At 64.8% G+C, this 24,448-nt stretch carries 25 protein-coding genes; 1 reads left to right on the forward strand and 24 read right to left on the reverse strand.

The features are described 5' to 3' along the window. Positions 1 to 328: 328 nt before the first annotated feature. From ACZK45_RS16935 to ACZK45_RS16955, 5 genes are all read right to left on the reverse strand, one after another. On the reverse strand, positions 329 to 4,756 hold the full coding sequence (locus ACZK45_RS16935) for a hypothetical protein (RefSeq protein WP_478444957.1): 4,428 nt from the start codon (positions 4,754 to 4,756) through the stop codon (positions 329 to 331). A 6-nt stretch (positions 4,757 to 4,762) separates the two neighbouring features. Continuing rightward, positions 4,763 to 9,355: a tape measure protein gene (locus tag ACZK45_RS16940; protein WP_478444958.1), complete on the reverse strand. Its 4,593-nt coding sequence runs from the start codon at positions 9,353 to 9,355 to the stop codon at positions 4,763 to 4,765. 73 nt (positions 9,356 to 9,428) lie between these two features. Continuing rightward, positions 9,429 to 9,806 (reverse strand): hypothetical protein, encoded by a 378-nt coding sequence (locus ACZK45_RS16945; protein WP_107432117.1) that lies wholly within the window; start codon positions 9,804 to 9,806, stop codon positions 9,429 to 9,431. Positions 9,807 to 9,813: 7 nt separating this feature from the next. Then, positions 9,814 to 10,575, reverse strand: a complete 762-nt coding sequence (locus tag ACZK45_RS16950) for a hypothetical protein (RefSeq protein ID WP_478444959.1) — start codon at positions 10,573 to 10,575, stop codon at positions 9,814 to 9,816. After that, the gene (locus tag ACZK45_RS16955) at positions 10,569 to 10,814 is read right to left on the reverse strand and encodes a hypothetical protein (protein ID WP_189719880.1); all 246 of its coding nucleotides are present in this window, start codon (positions 10,812 to 10,814) and stop codon (positions 10,569 to 10,571) included. Before ACZK45_RS16955 ends, ACZK45_RS16950 begins: the two co-directional genes overlap by 7 nt. Here ACZK45_RS16955 and ACZK45_RS16960 point away from each other — a divergent pair. Continuing rightward, positions 10,807 to 11,190, forward strand: coding sequence for a hypothetical protein (locus tag ACZK45_RS16960; RefSeq protein ID WP_201118950.1), 384 nt, complete (start codon positions 10,807 to 10,809; stop codon positions 11,188 to 11,190). The two genes, ACZK45_RS16955 and ACZK45_RS16960, sit on opposite strands and share 8 nt — an antisense overlap. Here the strand turns inward: ACZK45_RS16960 and ACZK45_RS16965 are convergent. From ACZK45_RS16965 to ACZK45_RS17055, 19 genes are all read right to left on the reverse strand, one after another. Further along, entirely contained in the window at positions 11,187 to 13,154 is a 1,968-nt protein-coding gene (locus ACZK45_RS16965; protein WP_478444960.1) for a hypothetical protein, read from the reverse strand. The two genes, ACZK45_RS16960 and ACZK45_RS16965, sit on opposite strands and share 4 nt — an antisense overlap. Positions 13,155 to 13,156: 2 nt before the next feature. Beyond that, positions 13,157 to 13,372, reverse strand: a complete 216-nt coding sequence (locus ACZK45_RS16970) for a hypothetical protein (RefSeq protein WP_478444961.1) — start codon at positions 13,370 to 13,372, stop codon at positions 13,157 to 13,159. A 77-nt stretch (positions 13,373 to 13,449) separates the two neighbouring features. Beyond that, on the reverse strand, positions 13,450 to 13,824 hold the full coding sequence (locus tag ACZK45_RS16975; RefSeq protein ID WP_065179729.1) for a hypothetical protein: 375 nt from the start codon (positions 13,822 to 13,824) through the stop codon (positions 13,450 to 13,452). A 124-nt stretch (positions 13,825 to 13,948) separates the two neighbouring features. After that, a complete protein-coding gene (locus ACZK45_RS16980; RefSeq protein ID WP_164222462.1) occupies positions 13,949 to 14,428 on the reverse strand; it encodes a phage tail tube protein in 480 nt (159 codons plus the stop codon). A gap of 78 nt (positions 14,429 to 14,506) precedes the next feature. Beyond that, entirely contained in the window at positions 14,507 to 14,869 is a 363-nt protein-coding gene (gene gp17 / locus ACZK45_RS16985; protein ID WP_478444962.1) for a tail completion protein gp17, read from the reverse strand. After that, a complete protein-coding gene (locus ACZK45_RS16990) occupies positions 14,866 to 15,369 on the reverse strand; it encodes an HK97-gp10 family putative phage morphogenesis protein (protein WP_478444963.1) in 504 nt (167 codons plus the stop codon). Before ACZK45_RS16990 ends, gp17 begins: the two co-directional genes overlap by 4 nt. Continuing rightward, positions 15,362 to 15,697 (reverse strand): phage head completion protein, encoded by a 336-nt coding sequence (locus tag ACZK45_RS16995; RefSeq protein WP_164136024.1) that lies wholly within the window; start codon positions 15,695 to 15,697, stop codon positions 15,362 to 15,364. The genes ACZK45_RS16990 and ACZK45_RS16995 overlap by 8 nt, the downstream gene beginning before the upstream one ends. Then, positions 15,697 to 15,999: a head-tail connector protein gene (locus ACZK45_RS17000; protein ID WP_065179724.1), complete on the reverse strand. Its 303-nt coding sequence runs from the start codon at positions 15,997 to 15,999 to the stop codon at positions 15,697 to 15,699. The genes ACZK45_RS16995 and ACZK45_RS17000 overlap by 1 nt, the downstream gene beginning before the upstream one ends. After that, positions 15,999 to 16,478: a hypothetical protein gene (locus ACZK45_RS17005; protein WP_065179723.1), complete on the reverse strand. Its 480-nt coding sequence runs from the start codon at positions 16,476 to 16,478 to the stop codon at positions 15,999 to 16,001. Before ACZK45_RS17005 ends, ACZK45_RS17000 begins: the two co-directional genes overlap by 1 nt. 66 nt (positions 16,479 to 16,544) lie before the next feature. Next, positions 16,545 to 17,756 carry a phage major capsid protein gene (locus tag ACZK45_RS17010; RefSeq protein ID WP_478444964.1) on the reverse strand — a complete coding sequence of 404 codons (1,212 nt, stop codon included), beginning with the start codon at positions 17,754 to 17,756 and terminating at the stop codon, positions 16,545 to 16,547. Next, a complete protein-coding gene (locus tag ACZK45_RS17015) occupies positions 17,753 to 18,400 on the reverse strand; it encodes an HK97 family phage prohead protease (RefSeq protein ID WP_478444965.1) in 648 nt (215 codons plus the stop codon). The genes ACZK45_RS17010 and ACZK45_RS17015 overlap by 4 nt, the downstream gene beginning before the upstream one ends. After that, positions 18,393 to 19,652, reverse strand: coding sequence for a phage portal protein (locus ACZK45_RS17020; RefSeq protein WP_285308866.1), 1,260 nt, complete (start codon positions 19,650 to 19,652; stop codon positions 18,393 to 18,395). Before ACZK45_RS17020 ends, ACZK45_RS17015 begins: the two co-directional genes overlap by 8 nt. Next, a complete protein-coding gene (locus ACZK45_RS17025; RefSeq protein WP_478444966.1) occupies positions 19,649 to 21,556 on the reverse strand; it encodes a terminase large subunit in 1,908 nt (635 codons plus the stop codon). The genes ACZK45_RS17020 and ACZK45_RS17025 overlap by 4 nt, the downstream gene beginning before the upstream one ends. Then, a complete protein-coding gene (locus tag ACZK45_RS17030) occupies positions 21,489 to 21,788 on the reverse strand; it encodes a hypothetical protein (protein WP_239503577.1) in 300 nt (99 codons plus the stop codon). The genes ACZK45_RS17025 and ACZK45_RS17030 overlap by 68 nt, the downstream gene beginning before the upstream one ends. A 610-nt stretch (positions 21,789 to 22,398) precedes the next feature. Then, entirely contained in the window at positions 22,399 to 22,689 is a 291-nt protein-coding gene (locus ACZK45_RS17035; protein ID WP_478444967.1) for a hypothetical protein, read from the reverse strand. A 162-nt stretch (positions 22,690 to 22,851) separates the two neighbouring features. Continuing rightward, positions 22,852 to 23,151, reverse strand: coding sequence for a DUF1064 domain-containing protein (locus ACZK45_RS17040; protein ID WP_201118933.1), 300 nt, complete (start codon positions 23,149 to 23,151; stop codon positions 22,852 to 22,854). Positions 23,152 to 23,192: 41 nt separating this feature from the next. Further along, positions 23,193 to 23,669: a lysis system spanin subunit gene (locus ACZK45_RS17045; RefSeq protein WP_478444968.1), complete on the reverse strand. Its 477-nt coding sequence runs from the start codon at positions 23,667 to 23,669 to the stop codon at positions 23,193 to 23,195. Further along, positions 23,666 to 24,130 (reverse strand): lysozyme, encoded by a 465-nt coding sequence (locus ACZK45_RS17050; RefSeq protein WP_164171517.1) that lies wholly within the window; start codon positions 24,128 to 24,130, stop codon positions 23,666 to 23,668. The genes ACZK45_RS17045 and ACZK45_RS17050 overlap by 4 nt, the downstream gene beginning before the upstream one ends. After that, on the reverse strand, positions 24,127 to 24,324 hold the full coding sequence (locus ACZK45_RS17055) for a hypothetical protein (RefSeq protein ID WP_032954460.1): 198 nt from the start codon (positions 24,322 to 24,324) through the stop codon (positions 24,127 to 24,129). Before ACZK45_RS17055 ends, ACZK45_RS17050 begins: the two co-directional genes overlap by 4 nt. Positions 24,325 to 24,448 lie beyond the last annotated feature (124 nt).

Here is a 24,448-nt window from a genome sequence, read left to right on the forward strand (position 1 = left end):
GCCGGGACCAGGGAGAAGACTGGTTGCCCGTTGGCATCCACATCCGTTCCCCAGTAGACCCGGCCATCCGAGTACCAAACGGTTGGAGTGCGGCCAGGCTGTGCCGGCGGAGGCACCACATAGAAGAGGAAATCCCCAGGGGGCAGCGGTCCCACCCAAGTCGAATTACCGTGCACAGCGTCGGTCTGAACCGTGCCAATGAACAACCCCAAGCGGGTCGTGTAATCAATCTCCAACGACCCGTCAGGGTTGAAGGCCTGGATGCCTGCGGGCATGCGTCTGCTCCTCTGTTGATTGGCGGGAGGGCGTTTGCGCCTCCCGCCATTTGCTATTGCCACCAGCCCATGCGAGTGGCGAGCTGCCCGTTCGGGTAGTAGGTGCGCCAGTTCCCGTCGCTATACTCCGTGCGCTGTCCACCTCCCGGCGAGGACACACGGAACACATCGGCCAGGATGTTTACTTCGCCGGTGCGTCCGGTAGCGGCGACCCGCATACCAGCAATGACCCCATCGTTCCGCACGTTTACGGACCACTGAGCGCTGGATTCCATTCCACCCGCAGCCCACGGCGACGGCGCCGTGGCATCAGCGGGGCACTGCTCCAGCATCGGGTTAACGCACCACATCGCGGCATCGTTGGCGATGTCCGTCGTCTTGAAGGAGACGATCTGGAACCACACCGTTTTTGCAGTCGGCGGACACACTCCCGAGCGGACAAACGTGCGCCTATAGTCCCCCATGGTGCTGGACTGTCCGTAGTTTTCAACCAGCGGCGACTCATACTCCGGGCCGATCACGTTACCGTTCGCGTCTACAAAGAACACATGCACGCGGGAACGAACGCGGTAGTTGTTGAAGTAAGCGGACGCCATATACGTCTTCCCAGGCTCGGCGGGTACGATCTGGCAAGTGCTACAGCCCCAACCGTTTGTCACCCCCCCCATGGGTGCATAGTGGACCATGGCCTTCATACCAGTAGGAACGCGGCCGTCCTGAAACTCGATGTTGTTTCGCCTCCACGGGCCGTCCGCCCAGCGGGTGAACCATGCAGGGTCCAAGGAACCTTCCATGGTCGCTGTGCGTAGCAGGTTCCCGCCTCCGCCCAGCGTCTTCATGCGAGCGTCCATCTGCACAACCACGGCGGCGTCGGCCTTACCGCCGAGCCCTGCCTGCACACCTTGGATTGCGGTGGCGTTGGCGGAAATCAGTCCGTCGTGCTGATTCACCTTGGTCTGCATCTGGTTGAAGCCGCTGGCCGACACATCGCCCACCTGCGTTTTCAGGCTCACCAGGTCCTGCGCAGTCGCGTCCAGCTTGCTGCCCTGCTGGTTCACCGCCGTGGTGAGCCCGGCCGTTGCCGATGCGTTGGCACTGATCAGCAGCTCATCGGTCACGTCGTAGAACTCGATGCGATCGACAAGCACCGTGGCGTCGCCTGTCCCACGATTGGTAATCCACACCTGGCTCATGGCCTCGGTGCGGTCGTCCCCCACAGGATGCTCCAGCACGAACCGCTGCCAGGCACTCGTGAGGTTCGGCGTTGTCTGATCGTTGTTGCCCTCCCCAGCACTATGGCGAACCCGGCAGCGCGCGGTCAGCGTTGCATCACCAGCCATCACCTTGGCAACGACCACAGTTCGCAGCTTGCGACCAGTGCGCCCTGTCTTCAGTGGAACCCAACGACCGCCGTTGGCGTAGACGAACGGCGAGCCGGCAGCACCGGCCTTGTGCACCATCTGGATTGCGCTGCCCTGCTGCCCGCCTCCAAGAACCCAGGTCACATCACCGTTCTGCTGGTTGCTGTTCCCCTTGACGAAGGGCGCCATGTCACCGTCGAACATGGCATTGACGTTGAGGTTCTCGCCACGGTTGAAGGACGCATTGACGGTGCTGGACAGCACGGTGATCTGGTTTGCTGTGCTGGTCAGCGTGCCCTCGGCGTTCACCACCCTCGTTGTAAGCCCGGTGATGGCTTGCGCGTTCGCCTCCGATGATTGATGTGCACCATAGGCCTCAGTTACGTCGGTGATGACAATGTCATCCAGCAGCAGAATCGACCCGATCACGCGTTGGGACTTGGGGTCGGTCGCGTGACCAGGGAGAGAAACGAACAAGCGCCCCTGTGCCGCAGACGCGTTGGTCGTCACGTAACCGCTCACCTTCGTCCACGAGGTTTTCGACAGACTGGCGACACCCCAATTCACAGTCGTCCAAACATTGCCCGTACCGCCAGAACCTGCAGCAGAGGTCTGAACTCCAATGCGCAGATTGCTCTTGTTGTCGACCGGAATCTCAGCGCTACCAGAAGAAAGAGCCGCCCACGCCTCGACGTATAGGCGTCGAACTCCGACGAGGGGAATGAACTCGGTGACCGGATAGCAATCGGCATTTAGATCAGGGCGGGCGTCAGACGGCACCTGAATCAACAGGCCACGATTTCCATTGCGCTTTGCCGACGGGTTGACGGTGAACGTCGTGCCATGGGCCTGGGACAGCACCTGGCCATCCGCGAACTGCTCAAACGTCCCCGATGGGAACATCCCACCACCACCGGCCAAACTGGCCTTCATCTCCGACTGCAGCTTGGTGACACTGGTTGAAGTCGAATCGATCTTGCCCTCTGCCGTCGTCACGCGCGTCGTGAGGTTCTGCAGGGCAGATGCGTTGGCGTCGGTCCTCCCGGAAACGCCGGTCAGGTCGCTGCGAAGCGCCGTCAGCTGTCCAGCCTGCGACGTGACGGTGTTGCCCAACTGCGTCACGCTGGTGCTGAGGTCCGAGATCGCTTGAGCGTTCGCGAGAAGTTCGGTCACTTCCTCCAGCGCTACGTCGTCGACCCACAACGTACCGGCGGTGTTGTCGGCCAGGATGCTCAGCTGCAACCCGGTGATCGATGTGCTATCCGGGATCGTGTAAACGGCGCTCAGGTACGTCCAACTGGCCTTGTCAGCCACGAAGAACGTCGCCCCGCCAATCAGCTCTCCGTTCTGATTCGCCAATCGCATCTTGCTGTTGCCGGAAGTGCCGTTGAAGTCCGGGCTGCTGCGATACCAGCAGCCATAGCGGTACTTCTTGCCTGGGCTCGTCGGCATTGTGGTGCGGCCATTGGCGTACGCGGCCTTCTGCCGGATGGTCCCCGGGTCGAAGCGCACACACATGCCTCCTGCACGCCCCTCCGTCGCCGGCCAGCTCGTGCCGGTGGCACCCGGGTCGTAGGTCCAGCCAACGTCCTTGCCGGCCTGCCATGAGCCATTGAGGACCATGCTGCTGCCCTGCGAAATCATCGCGGGCAATGTGGCGTTGATCGTCGTGATCGACTGCGCCAGCGCGCTCGTCGTGGTCGCGGTGGCCTCCTGCAGCGCCGTCACCGATGCCGCGGTTGCCAGCGAACCGGTGCCGACCGGCATGCGAGCTTCCATCGTGCTGATGCGCTGCACCTGCGCCGAGTCCGCAGCCACTCGGGCCTTCAGCTCCTCGTAGGCCAGGCCCGCGGTCAGCTGCAGCGGATCCGTCCCGTTGTAGTTCCCGCGCATCTGCACGGCCAGCGCGGTGCGTTGCGTGGCCTCCGCCGCGTCTGCCGTGATCCGGGCTTGGGTTTCCTCCTGCACCAGCGCCACCGACGCACCCGGCTGCGGACGCCCCACGGCGATGTAGTCGATCAGGTAGTAGCTGGCAACGGTCTGCGCCGCCCCCAGCTGCATGCGAATCGCATCAACCGTGGCCGGCCACCAGGCAATGTCCTGCACGTCGACCGTGGCCACGCCATTCACGTCCCACGCCGGCTCCGGGATGGCCGCACGCTTCTGCGTGTTCCATGCCTGGTCCGTGGCAGTGATCCACTGCAGGAACCCGCTCCACATCGGCGAGCCCACGCGCTTCACGCGCAGCTTCACGAAACGGTATGCGCTTCCGTCCACTGCCAGCGCCACCGGCGACTGTACCCACGGCGCCGTGGCGTGGTTTGCGGGCCGCAGCCAGCCATCTACAAGCGTGGGAGCACCGTTGCCCGTCCACCCTTCAATGGTCTGATTGAACGGCCAGAGCTTGATGCTGTCGAACTGCGTCCCGCTGCCGGCCGCGACCTCTGACACTGCGCGCGCCAGCGATTCATCGGCGCTCTGCCGCAGTTGCTGCTCATGGCTGATCGCCGCCTCGCGCTCCAGCTTCTCATTCAGGAGCGCATCGATTCGCGCCTGGGCCTCTGCACTGACCGCCTGCAGGGCCTCGGTCACGCCCTGCTGCCGCAGCAGTGCCTCGGCGACCAGGTCCTGTGCAGCCTGCGCCAGCCCGGCAGCGCGTGCCGCCGCCTCGTCTGCGATCGCCTGGATCCGGGCGCTGATCTCCGCCGCCAGCTTGGCCTGCTGCTCGGCCAAGTCCTTGGAGGTCGTGGGCGGAACAATACCCACCACCGTTCCGGTGCCTGTCTTGCCACGCACGGTCGGGGTGATCTGGAACCACCACGTCTTGCCGCTGCCGTCGCTGTAGACGTAGCGGGTGTCGGTGGTGCGGTGGATCTCCGTCCACGGCCCATCCTGGCTCTCGCTACGCGAGATGACGTAGACCACGCCCTCCAGATTGACGGCGTCCCATTCGAGCACGACGCCGTCGGCCACCGGCGTGGGGGTAACCCCGTTCGCCGGCGGCACGTCCGGTGCCTTGAAGGGCACCGGGAACCACGTGGAAAAGCGCGGTGCCACCGGAGACGCGGACGGCAGCCCGCCCACGCCGATTTCCACCAGCGTGAGTTTCCTTGCTTGCATTGCTGATTACCTCGCGTTGAGTGCTTCGCGCAGCGCTGAACTGCTGGCGTTGCGTACGCCCTGGGTGGTGGTAGACACGAGTTGGCGGAGCAGCTGGTTCTGCTCGGCGAGCAGAGCGTTGCTCTGCTGTACGGCGGCGGTGGTTTGCGTCTGAGCGTCGTTGTTCACGACCAGGTCGAACACGGCCCGGCTGAAGTTGTCCGGCAACGCCTCGATGGCGTCTGCCAGCGCCCCCATGCTGGTGCCGTCTTGCTGGTCGAGGTCACCGACCTTCATGCCGTCGATCAGGCCGGTCACGCGGCCGTATAGGCTGTTGTAGTCCTGCCCGCTGGCGTAGAGGTTCCGACCAAAGCCCAGCGCGGCCTGAGCGGCCGCCTGTGCGGCGCTGGTGTCGCCTCCGGACACCGCCCGCTCCAGCTCCTTCATCGCCTCGCCCAGCTTCTCCTGGTCCGTCAGCGGCGAAAGATCGCTGATCGACAGGCCGTACTGCATGGCCTTCTTGTCCTTGTCGATCTGCGCCTGCAGCTTGCCCATGTTGGTGGCACGCAGCGCCTCGATCTTGGCCAGGTCCTCCGCACGGGCGCCGGACAAGCCCAGCGCCTTGGCGTAGTCATTGGCCGACTTCACCTGCTGGCGGTAGGTGCGTTCGATCGACAGCGCCTGCGACTGGTACTGCGTCAGGTTGGCCGTCATCAGCTGGGTGCTCACGTCGGCCATGAGGCTTGCGTAGTTGCCGAGTAGCCCGGTCACCTTCTGCACCTGGGTGGCCAAGTCCGTGCCGGCGACGCCGGCCAGGTCCTGGAAGTAGTCGACCGCCTTGTTGACCTTGTCGACTTCCAGCCCGTTGAGTGCTCGGCCCAGCTCATCGGCATTGCCCACGGCCAGCGCGATCGACGCACTGAGCGCGGTGAACACGTCCGCCGACTCGAAGTAGCCGTCGAGCTGGCCACCGAACCCCGCCGCCTTGACCGCCTCGGTATACAACCGATTGGTCATATCGGCGAGGTAAGCCTCCAGCTGCGCCTTGGCCTCGGTGGAGTCCGCCGACAACTGGAGCTTGCCCAGGTCTACCCGCAAGCTGCCGAGCTTGTGGGTCAGGTCCACACCCAACTGCTTGGCCAGATCGGTCGCCGCGCCACGCACCTGCCGCGCCGCCATATCGAACGTGCGATCGATGCCCGGATCTAGCGCGCCGAACTGCGTCCACTTCTTGTCGCTGCGGAACAGGCCGCCCTTGGCCTTGATATCCGCATAGCTCTGGCCGTCGAAGCCGCCGAATCCATAGCTGCCGGTGATGCCTTGGCCTGTGACCTTGGGCGCCTGTCGACCGAACAGCTTGGCGTGGATGCTGGAGCCAGACAGGATCGAAGCGACCTTGTCGTTGAAGCCCAAGGCACGGAACCCCTTGTCGGCCAAGCCGACAGCCCCAGCGGTTGCGATCTTGCCGGCCCAGCTCTCCCCATTGGCGATGTTCCAGCCTTGATCGAACAGCTGGGCGTTCTTCATCATGCCGGCCACGATCCAGCCGATGATCGGCACCGCCGCAGCCGCCGAGCCGGCAGCACCAGCTCCAGCACCAGCACCAGCACCAGCGCCGGCGCTCCCGCCGCCAATCAGCCCCGAGAAGCTGGAACCGGTCATCCCGGCCATGCTGGTCACGTCGCCGAAGCCTGTCAGGGTTCCCGCCGCGGCACCTGCCGAACGACCGAAGCCGAACAGGCCCTGCCCCTTGGAGAGCAGGCCGGCCACCGTACTCACATTCTGGCCGCCGGCCGCAGAGCCATTGCCGCCGAACAACCCCATCAGACTCTGCAGGTTCAAGCCACCGCCCTGCCCGTTCACCCCATTGAGGATCTGCGTCTGGATCGGGATCACCAGCTTCTGCTGCAGGAACTCGCGGGCCAGATCGCGCAGGCCCCGCTTGGCCGCGTCCTTCAGGTCGTCCCACAGGTTGTCGAAGTCGCGCATGCCCCCGGCAACAAAGTCGGCCATGGCATCGGCCACATCGCTCACCCCGCCCACCACGATCGCAGCCCATGCCTCGACGTTGGCCGCTGCCTCCTCAGCGCGCATGGACAGGTCTGCCGATGCCCGCGCCGCGGCCAGCATGGACTGCTCGTACTGCTCGTAGCTCGCCGCCCCCTTGGATAGCGCCAGCGCCTCCTTGCCGCCAGCGGCCTCCACCGCCTTCTGCAGCTCCTGCCGCATGTCCCGCTCGTTCATCATTTCGCGCCGCGACAGCTCGCGCGCACGGCCGACTTTGCCGAGCATGGCGACCTCGGCATCCATCGTCGCAAGGAGCGCCTCGGGGCTGGCCAGGGCCTTCTCGATTTCAGAAGCGACCCTCGCATACGCCAACGCGCTCTCGCCCATCAGTACATTGGCGTCAGCCTGGGCGATGGCCCCCTTCTCCAGCAGCTCGTTGTACTGAGCCATGTTGTTGAGGTGCCTCGCCATGGCCTCGGCAAGTGGGCCGTTCATCGCCCCGGCTGCCTCCTCTGCTTGGCGCCGGTAGCGCTTGATCGACTCGGCATCGGCATCGCGATCCTTCGCACCTGCACGCTCTGCGGCTGCCGACGCCTTGCGCGACTCCGTGAAGTTCTTCTGCGCAGCGGCCAGCTCCGTCTGGAGCCGGATGTACTGGGCGCCCTGTTCAAGGTACTGCTTGACCTTCGGGTCGTCGCGCTTGGAGAAGTCGACGCCGCTGGCTTGGGCCTCCTTGAACCAGTCGCCCACGTCCAGCTTTGCCACCTCTGCCGCGCTCTTGCCAACGCGCGCCAGCTGGCCAGGCAGCGACTGCATCGCCGACGCGATCCGCTTACCAGCAGCGCCGGCCGAGTCCCCCAGTGCATTGAAGGAGCCCGACAGCGCGTCGGTGGCACCCTTCGCCTGAGTGCTGCTGCCAGTGAACGCATCCAAGATCGCCCGCTTGCGATCGACCTCCCTACCAGCAGTCGCAGCGGCGGCGGTCTCTTCCGTGAGGCTCTTGGCCACCGTAGCGGCAGCGGGCGAGCCAGCAATCATCGCCCGCCATGCTGCCTCCAATCCGCTGGAGAATTCATCGGCGCCAATCTTTCCAGCCTTGAAGGCAGCATCGAGCCGTTGGGTTTCTTGAATGAACTCGGATGCCTGGCTCGCTGTAGCGAAGTTCGTCGCCGCCGCCACCATCTCAGTGATCGAGCCTGTGATGGTCCGATAGTTCTCATCGATCTCCTTCTGCAGGCGCAGAATTTCACCGGCCTGCATCTGGGCGTTGAGGGTCTTGAACTTCTCGATGGCGGTGTCAGCTGCACCACCGAAATCGATCAGCGCGGCCGATGCTATCGCGGTGTTGTCGCGGAAGATCAGCCACCCGGCTGCGGCGGTGGCCAGCATCGTGACGATACCGGCCGGGCCTCCAAGCATCGCGAGCGTCGAAGCTCCAGCGCGCGCCACCCATCCGGCATTTGCGGCAGCGGCCTGTCCTTGTGCTTGAGCAAGCAGGAGGACGGCCTGCCGATGCTCCAGGGTCGCGGCAGCTGCCTTGGAACTGACAGACACGCTTCCGCCGATCGCAGCGGCGCGCCGCACCTCCGCCTGAGCATCAAGCATTGCTGCGCGGGTCCGTAGCTCAAGCTGCTGCGCCGCGGCGACGTTCTGCGCGGCTGCGGCCCGATCTGCTGCCATTCCAGCGTTAGCTGCAGCCACCCGCGCCAGTAGGGCCTTCAGTAGTGGGCCAGATGCCACGGCAGCGCCAGCAACCGCTACCATTTCCAAGTTGCTGGCAAGCGCCCCAATGCCCGCAGAAAGCGCTTGGGAAGCCCCCGTTGCCTCATCTGCCCTGCCGATCATCTCAGTCAGGTTGGTATTTAGGTTGGTGATCGACTGCGAGACACGGACTTGCATCTTCCCGAACGAGTCATCAACGCCGTCAGACATTTTCAGCAGAGCGTTGACGATCTGATCGGCTGCGACACCGCCATCCACCACGAACTTGCGGAGACTGCCGCGGGCAATGCCCATTCCGTCTTCAATGGTCTGCACCAGCTTGGATGCGCCATCGACCATCGAGTTGAACTCTTCGGCGCGCAACGTACCTGCCGCCAGGGCCTGGCCAAACTGAGTAAGCGCGCCCTCCGACGCAGCTGCGCTACTACCCGACATGGCAATCGTCTTGTTCACCGTCTCCACGATCCGCGCTGTCTGCGCGCCCGTTACGCCGAGTCGATCCTGAACCATTGCCAGGTTCTGATAGAGACTCGCGGTGGCGTCCAACGGCTGATATGTCGCTTTGGCGATCCGGACCACATCCTGCTGGGCCGCAACAAACTCGGCCTGCGAGGCGGTGACCAGGCGAATGCGGTTGCTCATTCCGGTCCATTCGTCAGCCCGGCCGATTGTCGCCTTGACTGCCGCCAGAGCCGAGCCCATCCCGACCGCCTCAAGCGTCACGCGACGGAACCCTGCCGCCACGTCATCGGCACCACGTCGCGCTGCCTCAGACATCGCCGACTGAATGCTCGACATGTCCCGTTGCACTACTCGGGCCGCTTTGCCGCTGTCCCGCTCGAACGATCCGGACTTCAACAGAAGGTCGACAGTGAGGGTGTACAGGCTCATGGTTTCATCCATAAAAAAGGCCCGCACTGGGCGGGCCTTGGGCTACAGGTTTTCCGGGCTTTGCGCCCGATCTCTACTCAACTTCGACTTTCTTCCCGATACGCTCAAGCCAGCAGAGGGCGGTCCCCAGTCGGTAAACGGCCCATGACATGGCCAGCGCCCACCCGGTGCTCAGCACCACCGCGAACACGTTGAGCAGGTTCCAGTCGTGGGAAACCCCGCCCCACGACGTAACGCGGGGCACACGTCCAAAGGCGAACACGCCAACCACTCCTGCAACCAGCGACAGCAGCACCATCAATCGGCCCACGTCCTCCAGCCCAGATCCAGCCTTGGCTGGCAGCTTTTCTGGCCGGGGATCCCCCTCCGGTACATCGACTTTGCTCGTGTGTTCAATCATTGCCGCTCCCTGCTCGTTGAGATCGGGATTGTGCCAGCGGGCAACCTGCACAACAAAATCAGGCCGGGATTTCCTCAAACTCCATGTATCCCGAGAAGTACTGCCGGCTGATGTTCTCGGCACTGGGCAGCTGGGTCGGGAAGCCATAGAGGGCGGACCGCGCCGCCAGGGCCGGATCAAACGCCTTCGTGACCATATCCCGGTACTGGGGCACGACACAGGAGCGCCGCCGGCCCGAGAGCGCGGCCCCGATCGTCTCCCAGTCCATGCCGCCGAGGCCGTTGCCGCGCACAACCGGCGTGGACCGGCCCGACAGCGTGCAAGTCAGGCGGCGGTACAGCGCCCCGGGAACCGTGTTGACCTGGCCGCCCTTGGTCCGGGCATGGACACTGGCGTCGATCGTGGCCACGGCCCAACCGTCCTTGATACCAACGTCCACCGCCCGGAAGATCGCAATCTCGCCCACGTCCACGTTGGTGGCGGTGGTGGCGATCTCCACGGACACCACCGAGACCAGGGTGCTGGCCTGCGGGAACAACCAGGCGCAGACGCTGCCGTCCGGCAGACGCACCGTGGTGCCGGTCGCGCCGGCAGCGCTGACCTGCACGCCCGGCGGAATGTTCAGGCCGAGAACCGCGATGATCCCCGGGACGACAGCGTCGGCCAGGGTAATCGTGATCGCCAGCGAGCTTGTTCGCCGGATCCGCGAGGCCCTGCCGGGCTTGCCGTCGAAGAGTGCCGAGCCCTGATCCGCGCTGAGCCACGTGGCTCCCGTGAGGGTGACCGTCGCAACGGCCGGCATGCCGTATCCGATCAGCACGGGGCCCCTGCCTTCTTCGCTGCGCGAACTTCATCCTCGTTTCGCTTCAGCGACCGAACCTGCCGCCCCAAGCAGTCGATCAGCCGTCGTCTCACAGGTCCCTGATCCAATCCGGCAATAGACTCCAGCGTGTGCAGCGCGCCGGAGGCCAAGTGCCGGTTGAGATCGTCGGCCTCCCCTCCGCGCACACTGATTTCAACACGGACGAGGCCGCTTTCAGGATCGAATTGAATGGACACTTTTAATCTCCAAGAGGCGCAGCGCTTGCTGGCCGAGCTGCAGCGAGTGCATGCAGAGTTTGAGGAACTGGCTGACGCAGGCGATCGCCACCGAGCATTGAGTGCGGATGAACTCGATCAGTACCGGCAGCGCCTGATTGAGCTGAAAGCCCACCTCAAGCAACGCGCATCCACAGGGACGATCGATGGCTCCAAGCGTCGGCTCACCAGGCTGGAAGACGCGTTCTACGAACCAGCGGTTAGGAAGGCATCCGCCAACTTCTCGCTGCGGACGAACGCACCACCGTCCCAGTGGGCCAGTGGGCTATACAACCCATCGGTCGACATTGCCTATCTGGCAAGCCAGCTGGAGGACATGATCAGGGAGGGGGCTTAGCCCCACACCGTCAGCACCACGTCCCCCGTGGCAGGGTTGCGCTCTACCCGACGCACCAGCACCGGCTTGCCGTCCTCGAGGCCGTATCGACCGTAGGTAAGCCGACCGATCTGCCCGGGAAGCGGCGCCAGATCCTGATCACCACGGACGGCGAGCTGGTAGAAGTGGCGCTGCACCTGGTACATGGCCAGGACGCGCTCAATCTCCTGCTGCGCATCGGCCGCGTGCCAGAACAACGAGATGACCGGGTCCGCAGCCTCGGCCCGCTGGTAGTGGGCGTGCAGCGGACCAGCACCATACACCTGCCCCCGGTAGAGGCCGGTCAGCTCATCGCGCCGTGACTGGGGCACGTCGACAACGTCGGTGACCAGGTCCGATGCGCCCAGCGCCTGGCCGTTGGGTCGGTAGGCCATGCGTCGGGTAAGGTTGGGAGCGTCATCGGGCACCATGACCAGATCAGCCGCCAGATCATCCTCCGACAGGTCGAAGGCGAACGCACCGGCATGGGCCTCGGGCGCGGTCACGCGGACAAAGCGCAACACGCCAGCAGGATCCTGATAGCAGCCGGCGCCGTAGCTGGGCAGGAGCGAATTCAGTGCCGCGCGGCCGGTGATGGCTGTGCCCGCGTAGTAACCGATCCCCATGTAGCCCGTGGCTTGGTCGATCACCGCGCAGTCGCTGGCCGACCACGCCGCTCGGCCCAACCGGGCCATCACATCACCCACCGCCTGCTCCAGCCGCGCCGGCATCATGCCCGCGCCGATGCTGGAGGCGTCAACCACGACCGGCGTCACCGGTGGCGACTTCAGCAGCAGCTGTTGCCCGTCCGGGGCCTCGTTGTAGGTGTTGATCTCCATCAAGTCGCCGCGGTCCATCACCGCATTGACGTAGACCCGGCTGTCAGCGACGAACATCGATGTTGCGTCCGAATTGGCGCCCATGGCCGGGATGCTGGCCACCGCGCCGATCACCACCGGCTGTGGCTTCCATGCCAGTGACGCGACATTCGGCAGGAACACACCCCGGTTGATCGTCTCGTCCAGGTAGTCGTGCGCATCGCGCAGGTGCAGCGTCTTGGTGCCGTCGTCGTTGATCTCGATCTGCTCGATCGCGCATCGGAAAGCCGGGACCGCGTCGGCCCGCATCCCGCTCTCGGGGGCCAGGAGGATCTGCACCGAACTGCCAGAGGCACCAGTGCCAGCCATGCCGTCCAGCAGACCATCCGCATCCACCACGACGCACTCGGCGGCCGCTGCCTGGGACACCGGATCACCGCCCCACGGCCAGAACGCCAGCTCCTGAATTAGGTTGACGCCCTCGGCCACCAACCCCTCGTAACGGGCATTGGCCGGGCTGTCGCCGGGCGCGGACAGCCAATCCACGTCGGCCAGCCGAGTCGGGCTGACGGATGCAGTGGGCAACCGCCAGCCAGCGGCCGCCGCCTCGCTTCGCGGCCCCCACTGCCCGGCGTTGACAGCCAGACAGAGACCACCCGCCTTCGAAGCGCCCAGCGAAGCGGCGAAGAACAGTGGCCCGGACAGCTGCAGCTCGCGCACCAGGATCTGCGCGCCGTTGAGGTAAAGCCGGATCTGGCGCGGTGCCCCGAAGACCACCTGGAGCCCGACAATGTCGCCATGGGTAGCCGCCGGCAGGCCAGTGGCGATCGCACCGCCCGCCTGTAGCAGGCGCCCGGCGGCGAGGTCCCAGCCGATGCTGGCGAGGTCCGCACCCAGCGCCTTGTTCAGCGCTGCCGGGCCAGTGGCGAAGCCTACGAGTGCTGCAACGGCGTCATCACCCCACACGGCAAACTCCACGCCCACCGTCCCTGCATCAAGGCTGAAGTCGGAACGCGCGTGACTGGCGAGCGTGGTGGCGCCAGTGGTGGCCAGGGTAAGCCCGCCATCTCGCGCAGCGAGTACCGGGCCAATGGGTGTAGCGGCGAACCGCCCGAAGGTGTCGGTCATGGTCATCCCAGTCCGTCGAACCAGTCCTGCGCCTCGTCCTCATCGGACCGGGGCACAAGGGCGTCGAGGTAGTGCTGAAAGGAGCGCTTGGTCCCGCCCTGGCTGTGCGAGGCGGTGATGTACGCGGCGAAGGCAGCGGGCTTGATGTGCAGGCTCACGGGGTCGATGGGGTTCTGCTTGTGGAACTCCCACCATTCCAGGAACTCGCGGCGCGACATGGTGGCCCGCAAGTCCGACACCGTCCGGTGCAGGTGACCGGCGAGGACCTTCCAGAACCAGTCCTCGCCACGCTGCCTTAGCCGTTTCCCGCGTCGGCCTGCGCCTGCGCGGCGTCGTCGCCGAAACCGGAGTGCTTCATGGCCACGCGCTGCAGCTCAGCGGCCACCAGCGGCTTGAGCTGGGCGGCCTGCGTCACGTTCATGACCGGCTTGCCGTCCTCGTCGCAGATGGTTGCCGCGATCAGCTTGGCGCGGTCGCCCTCACCCCACAGCTTGCGGAACTCCGCATCCGGCAGCTCGCGCACATGGAAGCGCGCCTTGTCGCCGTTCGGCAGGGTGATCGTGTCGGCATGCACGTCCTTGGACGCGAACATACCCAGGTCGGTGAACGACTGCAGGATGCTCACAGGCTGCTGCGGCTGGGTATCGGTGGTTTCGTTGGTCTTGCTCATTGGCCGTTTCCTTGAATGGCGACAGGGCGCGCGGGCCGCGCACGGCTAACACGCGGAGGATCCGCGCGCCCCATCAGAGAGATGGCCCGCCGAAGCGGGCCGAGAGAGAGCGCCGTTGCGAGGGTCACCCGCCCACCGAAGGCCGGTGGGTAGTGACTGCGCCTGAGCCGCGGATGGTGATCGTGGCCTTCCAGACGTCGTTGTCCTGGCTGGTCACCGCGAAGTTCTGGACGAAACCGTCGAACTGCTTGGACAGAACGTCAGTTGGCGGGGTGATCTTCCCGGCGACTGCGACCGGCTTCGCCGCTCCTTCAGTTTCCGACTTCGGCGCGGTCACCAGCCAGTTCACGACAGCGCCGGTCTTGTGGAGATCTTCCAGCTTCTCGTGATCTTCGCTGTCGTAGATGATCTCGATGCTGGTGCTGCCGGTCTGCTTGCGCCCGGCGACGAACTGATCCCAGTCGTCGTCGTAATCGGAGATATCGATCTCCGACGCCTGGCCATCGGGGAAGCCAACCGAGCGGAGTCGGGTCACCTTGGTGACCTCGGCCGCACCGGTGGCGACGAACAACTGGGAGTGCTTCGACTTGATTACCTGTCCCATAGGGGTTTCCTTGCGTTGTGCCCGTCGCCGGGCATGAAAAAGGCCCCTTGCGGGGCCGAAGGGTTGCCGTTGTGTGGATCAGCGCAGCTGCAGGAGCCGCACGTCGAATGAAATGCCTATCGAATCCGTGCCGTCGCTGTCGGGCGTCGGGTTGTACGACTCGATGCTGCCCACGCGCTCCACCACATCGCGGATGGCGACGGCAACGCCGTTGGCTTGGCTGAGGGCCTCGCCCCATACGGTCATGCGGACCCGCCAGCCGTCAGCCGGCGGCGGATCGGACAGCATCGCGGTTGGCGAGCCGTTGACCACCTCCCACGTCGCGTAGGGGAGCGGCGTGTTCTGAGGCGCGCTACCCAGGAACAGGCGGACGGGGTCGCCGAGCAGCTGCCGGACGGTCGCATCGTCTTCCAGCAGGGATTGGATCAAAGGAACCATCATCGCCAGCCATCCTTTTTCAGCTGCTTGTCCAGCGCCGCCCAGGTCTCATCGATGACCACTTGAGCCGCTTCCGGGCCCTTGGCCTCGCCTGCTGGCGTGAGGAACGGAGACGCCCGCATGTTCTTGGTGCCGAACTCTATGAACCGCCAGTAGTAGGCCCAGCCTCTATCGACATAGGTTTTACCGGTCCGCCCACGCCGTTGATTGCGCTTGGTGTTGGCGTACTTGCGGCGGCGCCCCGTCTTAACGCCTACGGTGAAGTACTCGCCGCCTTGGCCTACACCTGCGCGCTGTCGGCTCTTGGAGTTGGCCCGGCGGGTGACGATCTGCGAGGCCATGAACCCCGACGCTTTCGGTGCGCGGCGCCTGGCGTCGTCCCGGATGACATTGCCGCCCTTGCGCATGCCGGCCTGCACCGCCCTCCCTTGGATGGCCTTCGGGGCCTCCCGCAGCGAGCGCAACAGGCCATCCAGCCCCTGAATTGACACTTGCTCAGCCATTGCCCAACCCCGCTACGGCGATGATCGCCATCTCACTACCGTCGTTGCTCGGTGCAATGCTCTTGATCGCATAAGGCTTGCCCCGCTCGACAATGCGCCAAGTGGGCTCGACATGTCGCGGGAGCATGTCCCACCGGACCTGCTCGCGGTATCGCTCCGCCCCCGCAGCGATCGCCTCTGCCGTCGCGCTGAGCTGGTTCGTCTTCTTTGCCCACGCCTCGGCGACAAACTGCCATTCTTTCTTGGGCGGCCCGCCAAGCGGATCGCGGACATCGACTGAGCGCTCGAAGCGGATCAAGTGACGGCGCTGCCCTGCTGAAGTAGCCATCAGAATCGCTTCCTGTACCAAAGCAGTCGTGACACACCGAGGGCAATCTCAGTGGTCAGCTCACCCAGGGCGCTGCGGTTCTCCGCCCAGCTGCCGACCATCAGCAGAACCGCCTGATGCACGTCCGCCGTTAGCGCCATCTCGTCCTCGCTGGACGGTTCACCCTCAACCAGACGGCGATCGCAATGCATCTCTACGTGCACGAGCGCCGCGGCGATGTACGTCTGCAGGAGTGCGTCGCTGATTTCATCGACAACGCGGCACTGTTCGCGGACAAGCTCAAGGTCGAGGGTGATCGCCATTACTCAGGATCCTTGTTCTGGGCTTCGGCCAGCACCGCTGCCAGGCGAGCAGCCCCCCAGCGGCGATCGAACTCGACGCCGGCGGCCTCCAGCTGCTGGATCAAGAGCGCCCTTTCATCAGCGCCGACCGGATCGATTGCCGGGCTGCCGGCCACGGCGTCGGCAACAGCGCCGGCCGTGCCAGCTTCACCGGACGCAGCACCATCGCCCACCGGTGCGCCTGCACCTGGAACTGCGTCGGTGCTGGTAGTTCCGCCCACACCGTCGCCCTCGCCCGCCTTCAGTTCGCTGGGCTTGGCCGGCTTCGTCTCCTGGGGTGCGGCACCTTCGTGGACCTGTACCACCAGGCCCTTGCCGACCAGCGCGTGTCCGTATTCCGGATCCACACCGTCGAACACGTCGCCAGCCTTCACATCGGCGGACTCGGCGTTGAGCTTCGGGGCGTCGCCGCGGAAGCCCCATTGAGCTTTGATCTTCATGTTCCTGCTCCGTATCGAAAGAGAGAGGCCGGCGCGTTGCCGGCCTCGTTCGGGATCAGCTCGCTATCACGCCTGCGGCTTGAAGCGGCCCTTCACGAATGCCTCGACCCGGCGCTTGGCCAGGCCCAGGCGCTCTTCGACCAGCAGCACGCGCTGGTTCTTCACGAAGTCGTCGTTGATCAGGCCGACCTTGAACAGGAAGCTCATGCGGTCGTAGATCGTGGCGCCGCGCTGGAAGTTGGCGACCAGGAACTCGCCACCGGTGGTGGTGCCGTCGCCTTCGTCCATGCTGTCCGAGGCGACCACCGGCCGGCCCCACAGGATCGGGGTCACGAAGCCCTGCAGGTTGGCGAACAGGTAGCGGTTCTGGCTGTCCTTCTCCAGCTCGATGTTCATCCAGTCCAGCTCGGTCATCACCGTGGCGTCCGCCGACAGCTTCGACTGCTTGCGCACCTGGTAGATCGCGCGGCGGACGGTATCGATCGAGGTGTCGCTTGCCTTCGAAAGGTCGGCATCGAACAGCGTGGCGTCAGTCATCAGGCCAGGCAGGTTGTTGCCCAGGCCGTCGCCCTTCAGGATCTGGACTTCTTCTTCCAGCTTCAGGTCGTAGCGCAGCAGCTGCTGCAGGTAGCCGTACATCTGCGGCACGTCGTCCAGCGCTTCGTCGGTGACCGGGATCCAGACCGCCAGCTTCTTCACCAGATCAGTCTTCTGCTCGAAGGTAACGTTGCTCTGCGGCTTGGCCCCGCCTTCGCCGACCGGGCCGGCGCCGCGGGTATGCAGCTTCTCGCGGAAGTAGGTGTAGCTCTGGCCGGTGACGGAGATCGACGGGATCATGTCGCGGATGCGCAGTTCCTGACGGATGCCCGGCTGGATCGTCGGGTCGAAATTCGGCACGACGATGCCTGCGCTGGTGACCGCCTTGGTCTCCTGCATGGACGCCAGTTCGTCCTTCTTGATCTCGATCTCAGCGGCAGACTTCTCGCGGCCGATCAGCGACTTGTACTCGTCGTTGCCCTTGATGAAGTCGATGAAGCCCTTCTTCGTGCCGGGCTGGTTGCCCAGGCCGATGCCCTTTTCTTCCAGCTTCAGGACCTTGTCGACCACCTTCTGAATTTCATCGGTGGCGGTCTGGATCTGCTTCTTCAGATCGGTGGTGACCTGGTTGCCCTTTTCGATCTCGGCCGAGGCGCTGTCGTACTTCTGCTGCAGGCCGGCAAAGCCGTCCTTCAGCTGCTTTTCCAGGCCATCACGGATATCGCTGATGTTCTCGCTCATTGGTTGATACCTTTGAAAATGGATTCGATGGATGTGCCGAGTTGCTTCAGCTGCTTCACGGTCTCCGTGTCCCCAATGCCACCGTCTCGGTGGATTGCGGGAAAGCCGAGCGAGGCGACGGCCGCCGCCTCTTTCTGGGACAGCCCCATGCGTTCGCGCAGGGCCGATTCGAAGGCGCGAACGTCGGACTTGACGCTCATCACCTGTGCTTCCGGGTTCATGCCGAAGGGGACGACCGATGCCTCCCACAATTCGGCCTTCTTGATGACGCGCACCCGCCGCCCTTCGCGGTTCTCGATCGCGTCCTCCAACGTGTTGAAGCCGACTGACATTTCGTCCAAGGTGCCGGCCTTCATCAGCTCGTAGGCGTCCTTGGCGTAGCTGACGTTGAGGTTGACCTTGCCCTTCAGGTGCAGGCCGTTGTCGTCCTGCTTGAACTGGGCATCGCCGATCAGACGGGTCAGGTTGTGGTACAGCGCCAGGCGTAGTCGACCAGTCCGGGTCGTCTTCACCTTGACGAAGGCGCCCGGCAGGATCAGGTCCTCACCGAGATCCACGTTGTTGAACACCGAGGCATAGCCTTCGAAGTTGCCGGCATCGTCTGCCGCCTTGACCTCGAACGGGCAGGAGTACTTGCTAAGCATTGGCGGGATCTCCCGTTGGGTCGTCGCTACTGGAATCAGGTTTGTTGCTGGTCCACCGGGTGACCTGGTTGTATTGCTCGCCATCGAGCACAGGCAGGTTTTCTTTCACCCGAACCTCGTTGATCGTCATCCACCCCGAGCCGCCAGAGCCGCCCAGGGCGGTCTTGTAGTAGGTGGAGCGGGCGCCGCTGTCGGCGCGTAGCAGGCCCTCTACAACGGCCTCCACGAACATGTCGCCATCAGCGAACAGCTTGTCGTTGATCTCGCTCTCGATCGCGTCGAGGTATGGCTTGAGGCCGAAGGTGACGAAGCCGCTGGTCTGCTGCTCCAGATTGGAGCCCAGCACCGACGTGGACCGGGCGCGGTTCGTCAGATAGAGCGGAACGCCCCAGATGCCGGCGAGCGCCTCTTCCTGGAACTGTTGCGATTCGATGAACTGGCTGTCTTTCTGCGTCAGGCCGGCCGGCGTGATCGTCGGACCGCCCTGCAGGATGGCCATCTTGCCCAGATCGTCCACGTCGCCCTGCCGGATATCCGGCAACTTCGCCTTGATCTGCGCCTGCTGCTCCTTGGTCAGGAAGCCGGGATAGATGATGTATCCGCCCGTGAAGCCACCCTTGCGCATGAAGCGGGCCGACCAATCCTGCGCAGCGCGCGCCAGGCCGATTGTTTCGGCTTGATACTCAACTGGCGACAGGCCAGCGATGCCATCTGGGCTGAACAACTTGAAGTGCAGCATGTTCTGCGGCGACACCGGCGTTTCACTGCCGTTGATCGTTGCCCAGTAGATCAGCCCGTCGTCGGTGTCGATGCGGACGCTATCCACCGCCACGGGGATCAGGCCGATCCATTCGCCGCTGTCATCGCGTCGAATGATGATGAAGGCGTTGCCGCGCAAAGCCATGTTCACCACAACCGCTTTGATCAGGTCCAGCCACTTGATGTAGGGGTTGGGCTTGCTGAGCAGGCGCAAGAGTCGCCGGCGCTGAGGGCTGCTTCCCTTAACCAGCGCTCGGACGCCGCCCTTGTCCTCATACAGCTTCCAGGGCAGCCCCGCGGCCGACTCGGACAGGACCTTGACGCAGGACCAGACGATGCTGACCGTCAGTGCCTTCTTGGGAGTGACCCGAACACCCGCCTTCGTGCCGCGGCCACCGGTGGATAGGTCGACTTCGACGTAGTTGCCCGTTGCCGGGTCGTCGTACCCGAAGAACCGCCAGCTCAGCGGGTTGTACCAGCGAAAGGTTGTCATCCGATCAGTCCAAAGAACCCGTTTTCCAGGTAGTCATCGATGCCGCCGGCGTCCGGCGGCATGGCGTGTGCCGCACCGATGGCCATGCAAAGGGCCACGGCGGCGTCGATCTTGTTTGCCGACCTGGCCTTCGACAGCCAGCTGTTGCCCCAGCGGTCCGATTCGATGACGGCGGACATGATTGCGGACACCAGAACGGGGTTCCGGCGCAGGCGCAGGCGGCCTTCCAGCAGCGCCTCCTCCAGCAGGCGTAGCGATCCGGGCATCCACATGCCTTCGGGCGCTGGCTGTCCCGACTGCTCTGCGGCCTCGACCGCGGCCTCCAAAGGCTTGCCCTTCTTGCAGCCGCCCTGCGGGTGCTCGGCGAAGGTCACCGACAAGCCAATGTCGTTGACCTCTTCCTCGAACCTGCGGAACGCGTAGCGGTCGTACGCGACCAGCTGCACGTCATACCGGTTGTCGTACTCGGCCATGACCTGGGCCACGTGCCGGAAGTTGATGGCCTGCCCTTGTGGCGCGTGCAGGTATCCACCGTTGACCCACGTGCGGTATGGCAGCTTGTCCTGCAGCTGCCGCGCGTCCAGCGTGTCGCCGGGTGTCCAAGCCTCAATCCAGGCGTCGAATGTGGGCTTCTCGATGACGAGCTTCTCGCCCTCGACTTCAACCTCCACCGGCACTGTGCCGGTCTCCACCACCGCCGCCATCGCGGTGATATCGCGAACCTGCGACAGGTCGAGGCCGAGGTAAACCTTGCGTCCCTCATGCACGCGCGGGTCGAAGTCGGCCAGCGCCGGTTCCAGCGTTGGGCGCGTCATCCAGGCGGTCTCCGCATCGGTCCACACACAGAAGTGCAGACGAAGAATGCCGTTCAGTGACCCGGGGATGGCCTTGGCTTGCGCCACCACGTCCGCCAGGTACTGCTCGGTGATAGTTACCCCCAACAGGGGATTGGCCTTCGCCCAGCAGCTGGGATCCTCGAGCGGGTCGTCCCCGTCGTCCAAGCTGCACACGTAGCTGAAGGTGCGGTCATCGATCACGTCACCAACGAAGGTCGGATCGTTCACCGCCTCTGTGTGGCCGGCGGCGACCTTGACGGCATGCTCGTGCTCCTCCCAACACACCGAGGTCCGGTCGCTGCCGGAGTTGGTGATCATGAAGAGCAGCGGCTCGCGGCGGAACTTGAAGCCGCGCTCCAGCATTTCGATGATTCGGCGGTCGGGAAGCTCGTGCACCTCATCGACCAGCACGAAGAACGGGCGGGGACCGGAACCGGTGCGCCCCGTATCGCGCGAAACCGGGCGGAAGAAGCTCGCGCTGGCGTGGTGGGCCATGCTGAATTCCCGGCCCTCACCGCCAGCGAACTCGATTCGCTTGGCCAGGAGCGGCGACTTCTTGACCATCTTCACCGCATCGGCGAACAGGATGCCCGCCTGGTCCTTCTTCGCCGCCGCTGAGTAGATCTGTGCGCCAGCTTCGCCTGCGGCAGTCATGCCCAGCAGACCCAGCCCGCCGGCCAGTGGGCTCTTTCCGTTGCCCTTGCCTTGCTCGATGTACGCGCGGCGGAACCGGCGAAGGCCGTCTGCACCCTTCCAGCCGAAGAGCGAGCCGATGATGAACGCCTGCGAGGGGTGCAGCTCGAACTTCCGTCCCTCGAACTGGCCCTCGGAGAGCATCAGCACGTTCTCGAAGTATCGGAATGCGTACTCGGCAGCCTCGTGGTCAAAGTAAAGGCCCCGTTCGGGGCCTTCGATCAGATCCTGCAGGTGGCGACGGCAGGCGTTGCGCACATGGGGCCCGGCAACGATCCGGCCAGCCACCACACTCAGTGCATATGCCTTAGTGCGGTCGGCCGGAGCTGGGGCCACCGAAGAACTCTTCGCCCTGGTCGTCTTCGTCACCGCCATGCGAGACCTTCGATTCATCCACAGGTGTGGCGCCCAGCTTCGAAAGGATCGAGCTGAGAGCCTGGGTTGCTGAAACGCCGAATTCGGCTTTTGGGTCTTCCATCCGCGCCGTCCACAGGCACGCCAGGCGGAGAAGCACCCGATGGCTGGAATTGAGCCATGGCATCTCCGAAGCGAATTCCTTCCACGCCCGCTTTTCGGCCGCTGTCATGGTTTTGAACGGCTCGCCCAAGGCGCGCGTACCTTTTGGCCTCTTCCTCCCGGCATGCCGGCCCGGATTCTTGATGGCGGCGCCGCTTGTCGCAGCCTTTGCGACGGGCAGTCGGGGCCTTGGCATGAATTCCTCGGGAAAATGCGGGTTTTCTTGGCTGGGATGGCCCGTTTTTGGGGTCGTCCCGTGAATTGTGGATACGCGTGTTTGGGGGGGCGCACGGTCTAGGAGCCGGCCGGCGCCATAAATTCGCCCCCCTACCCCTCGGCGTGGAACGTCGGATCGTGGAACCGTCAGTGACCTATCGGCCAACCGTCGTTGTCGCACCCGCGAACCTGCGCGGCGCCGCGCTCCAGTCGCGCCTGGTCGCTGCTATGGCAGTTGGCACACTGGCTGTCGAAGGGGCCTGTCCAGAACATCTCCTCCGTCTCTCCGGCAGGGTGGCCGTTGGTGTGGTTGCACACCGTGGCGACCGTGACGTGGCCTCTGGCCTTGCACCTGCTGCACAGCGGCTCACGCTCCAGCTGTGCCTTGCGCGTGCGTTGCCAGCGTGCCGTGCCGTACAGGTGGGCGAAGGCGCTGCCCCCGGTCTGCCGGGTCCTGCCGCGGCGCGGGGTAGCACCTGCAGCCATCAGTACGGTTTCCCGTCCAGGTCGACTCGCTCTGGCTCGGCACCTTCGTCTTGCACCGGTGCACCGGCTTCCTCACCCAGCAGCTGGGCCACGGCCTGCACCAGCAGCCCGTTGTGCATCGCCAACTCGCCGATCTGCTCGCCCTGTGTCTCGATGGCCCCGATCAAGCGATCGATACGCGCGTCGGTGCTGCAGTCAAGGCGAGCAGCCAAGGCTGCATCGGCAGCAGCGCGCGCAGCCCGCTCGGTGGCCAGCTCAGTGGCCAGCGCCTCAATCCGTGCAACGTTCATCAGTAACCCCTGTTGTTTGCAGCACCAGGCCACGACGTATCCACCGGTCCACCCGGTCCCAGTCCGGCTCCATCCCGGTTGCCCGGGCGAACCACATCACTGCAGCGAGGTAGCAACGAAGCCACCACCGCATGCGTACTGCCGCACGCACTGTCGCAACCATTAGAACTCCTCCACTGCCCAGCCGCCGCCGTCCCGCTTGGGCCTCACCTTCACTGCGATGAAGCGGAACGGGTACATGACCGCTGCGATCTTGATCTTGGCCCGTGCATCGTCCTGCCAGTGGCCCTTCACCTCGTGGCACTCCATGACCCCGTCGGCAGCCATGACGGCAAAGTCCGGCGTGTAGAAGGTGTTGTCTGCCAGCCGCAGTTTCAGGCCCTCGAACCGGTGCCATTGGACCTCGCCCGCAGCCTGCAGCGCGCGCAGCCGTTCGGCATACGCAGCCTCGGTCTTGTTCATCTCACCGGTCTTCAGCCGACCCAGCGCGAGCACTCGGCGGTTCACTGCGTCACCGGTTGCCGGTCAGCCACGATCACTTCTTGGCTGGCTCGGACGTGGTCGTCGGCGTCCCGGCCGATTTGAACAGCAGCTCCCGCAACCTCTGCTCGTAGTTCGGCGTGCGCATCACGTTCGACGGCGCCGGCGACGGCTTGGGACAAGAGGCTGGTGCTGCAGGTGGCGAGGTCGTCGCGCAACTGGAGACGACCAGCGCGCAGGTCAGCCACCACAGCAGCAGGGACGGTCGCGGCCGCAGTTCGGTCTTCTTCATGCTTTGCTCCAATGGTGGCCAGTGTCTCGGCCTGGGCATGCTCGGTGGCACGGGTCTGGTTCACCTGGGCGGCGACCGCCTCGGCGCCGGCGGCGCGCTGGGTGGCCTCCCTGCCCTCTGCCCGGTCACTGCGCCAGGCCCAACCAACGCCGACCATGGCCCCGGACCACAGGACAAAGACGGCGACTGCGATGGCGATGCGCTTCACGACCGGCCCTCGCACATCCGGCGCTCGGCTGCTCGGCGGTTCACCAGGCCCTGCACGCGCTTGCCACCGGCGTAGACCCAGCGGTCCAGCTCCGGGCACCAAGCCGCGGCGGGCTGGCCCGCGTTGATCCGGCCCACCAGCGTCGAACGGCAGGCAGCGCCCACGCCCACGTTGTAGGTCCAGCTGAGCAGCGCCGCAGCCTGGTGGGGCTGCAGTGGCACGCGGATGCATGCCTGAATGCCGGTCAGGTACTGGCCCAGCCGACTGTTCAACTTCTCGGCGCACTCCTGCTCGGTGTAGACCGCCCTATCCGGGCGACTGGTATCGCCATAGCAGTAGGTGGCGACGCCGACCATGTCGACATAGGGAGTCGGCGAGTAGCCCTCCCATGGCTTTACCAGCGCGGCCGCAGCCAGAGCGATGACGGCGGCGGCGCTGCTACCGATGATCTTGGCCTTCATGCTCGCGCCCTCTGCCGCCACTCGCGAACCCAGCGCCAGCCCAAGTAGCTGATCTGGCCCACCAGGTAGATGATTGTCAGAACCACCACCACGCGATCGAGGTTCGCTCCTGCGGCGACCGCGCCGGCAACCGTCACAGGTGGAGCAGCTTTCGCTACAGCACCAGCGGCAGTGCCAATGATTTCGTCCTTCATGGTGGCCCCGTAGGTCGTCCGGTTCGGCATATGCCCCTCCCGGTTGATTGGTGCCCGCCCCTAGCGCCGGCTGGGCACGAGAGTTTGTCCGGCTGGGACGCGGGCAAAGAAAAAGCCCCGGCTG

The sequence above is a fragment of the Stenotrophomonas sp. 63632_Sma genome (genome assembly GCF_056482875.1).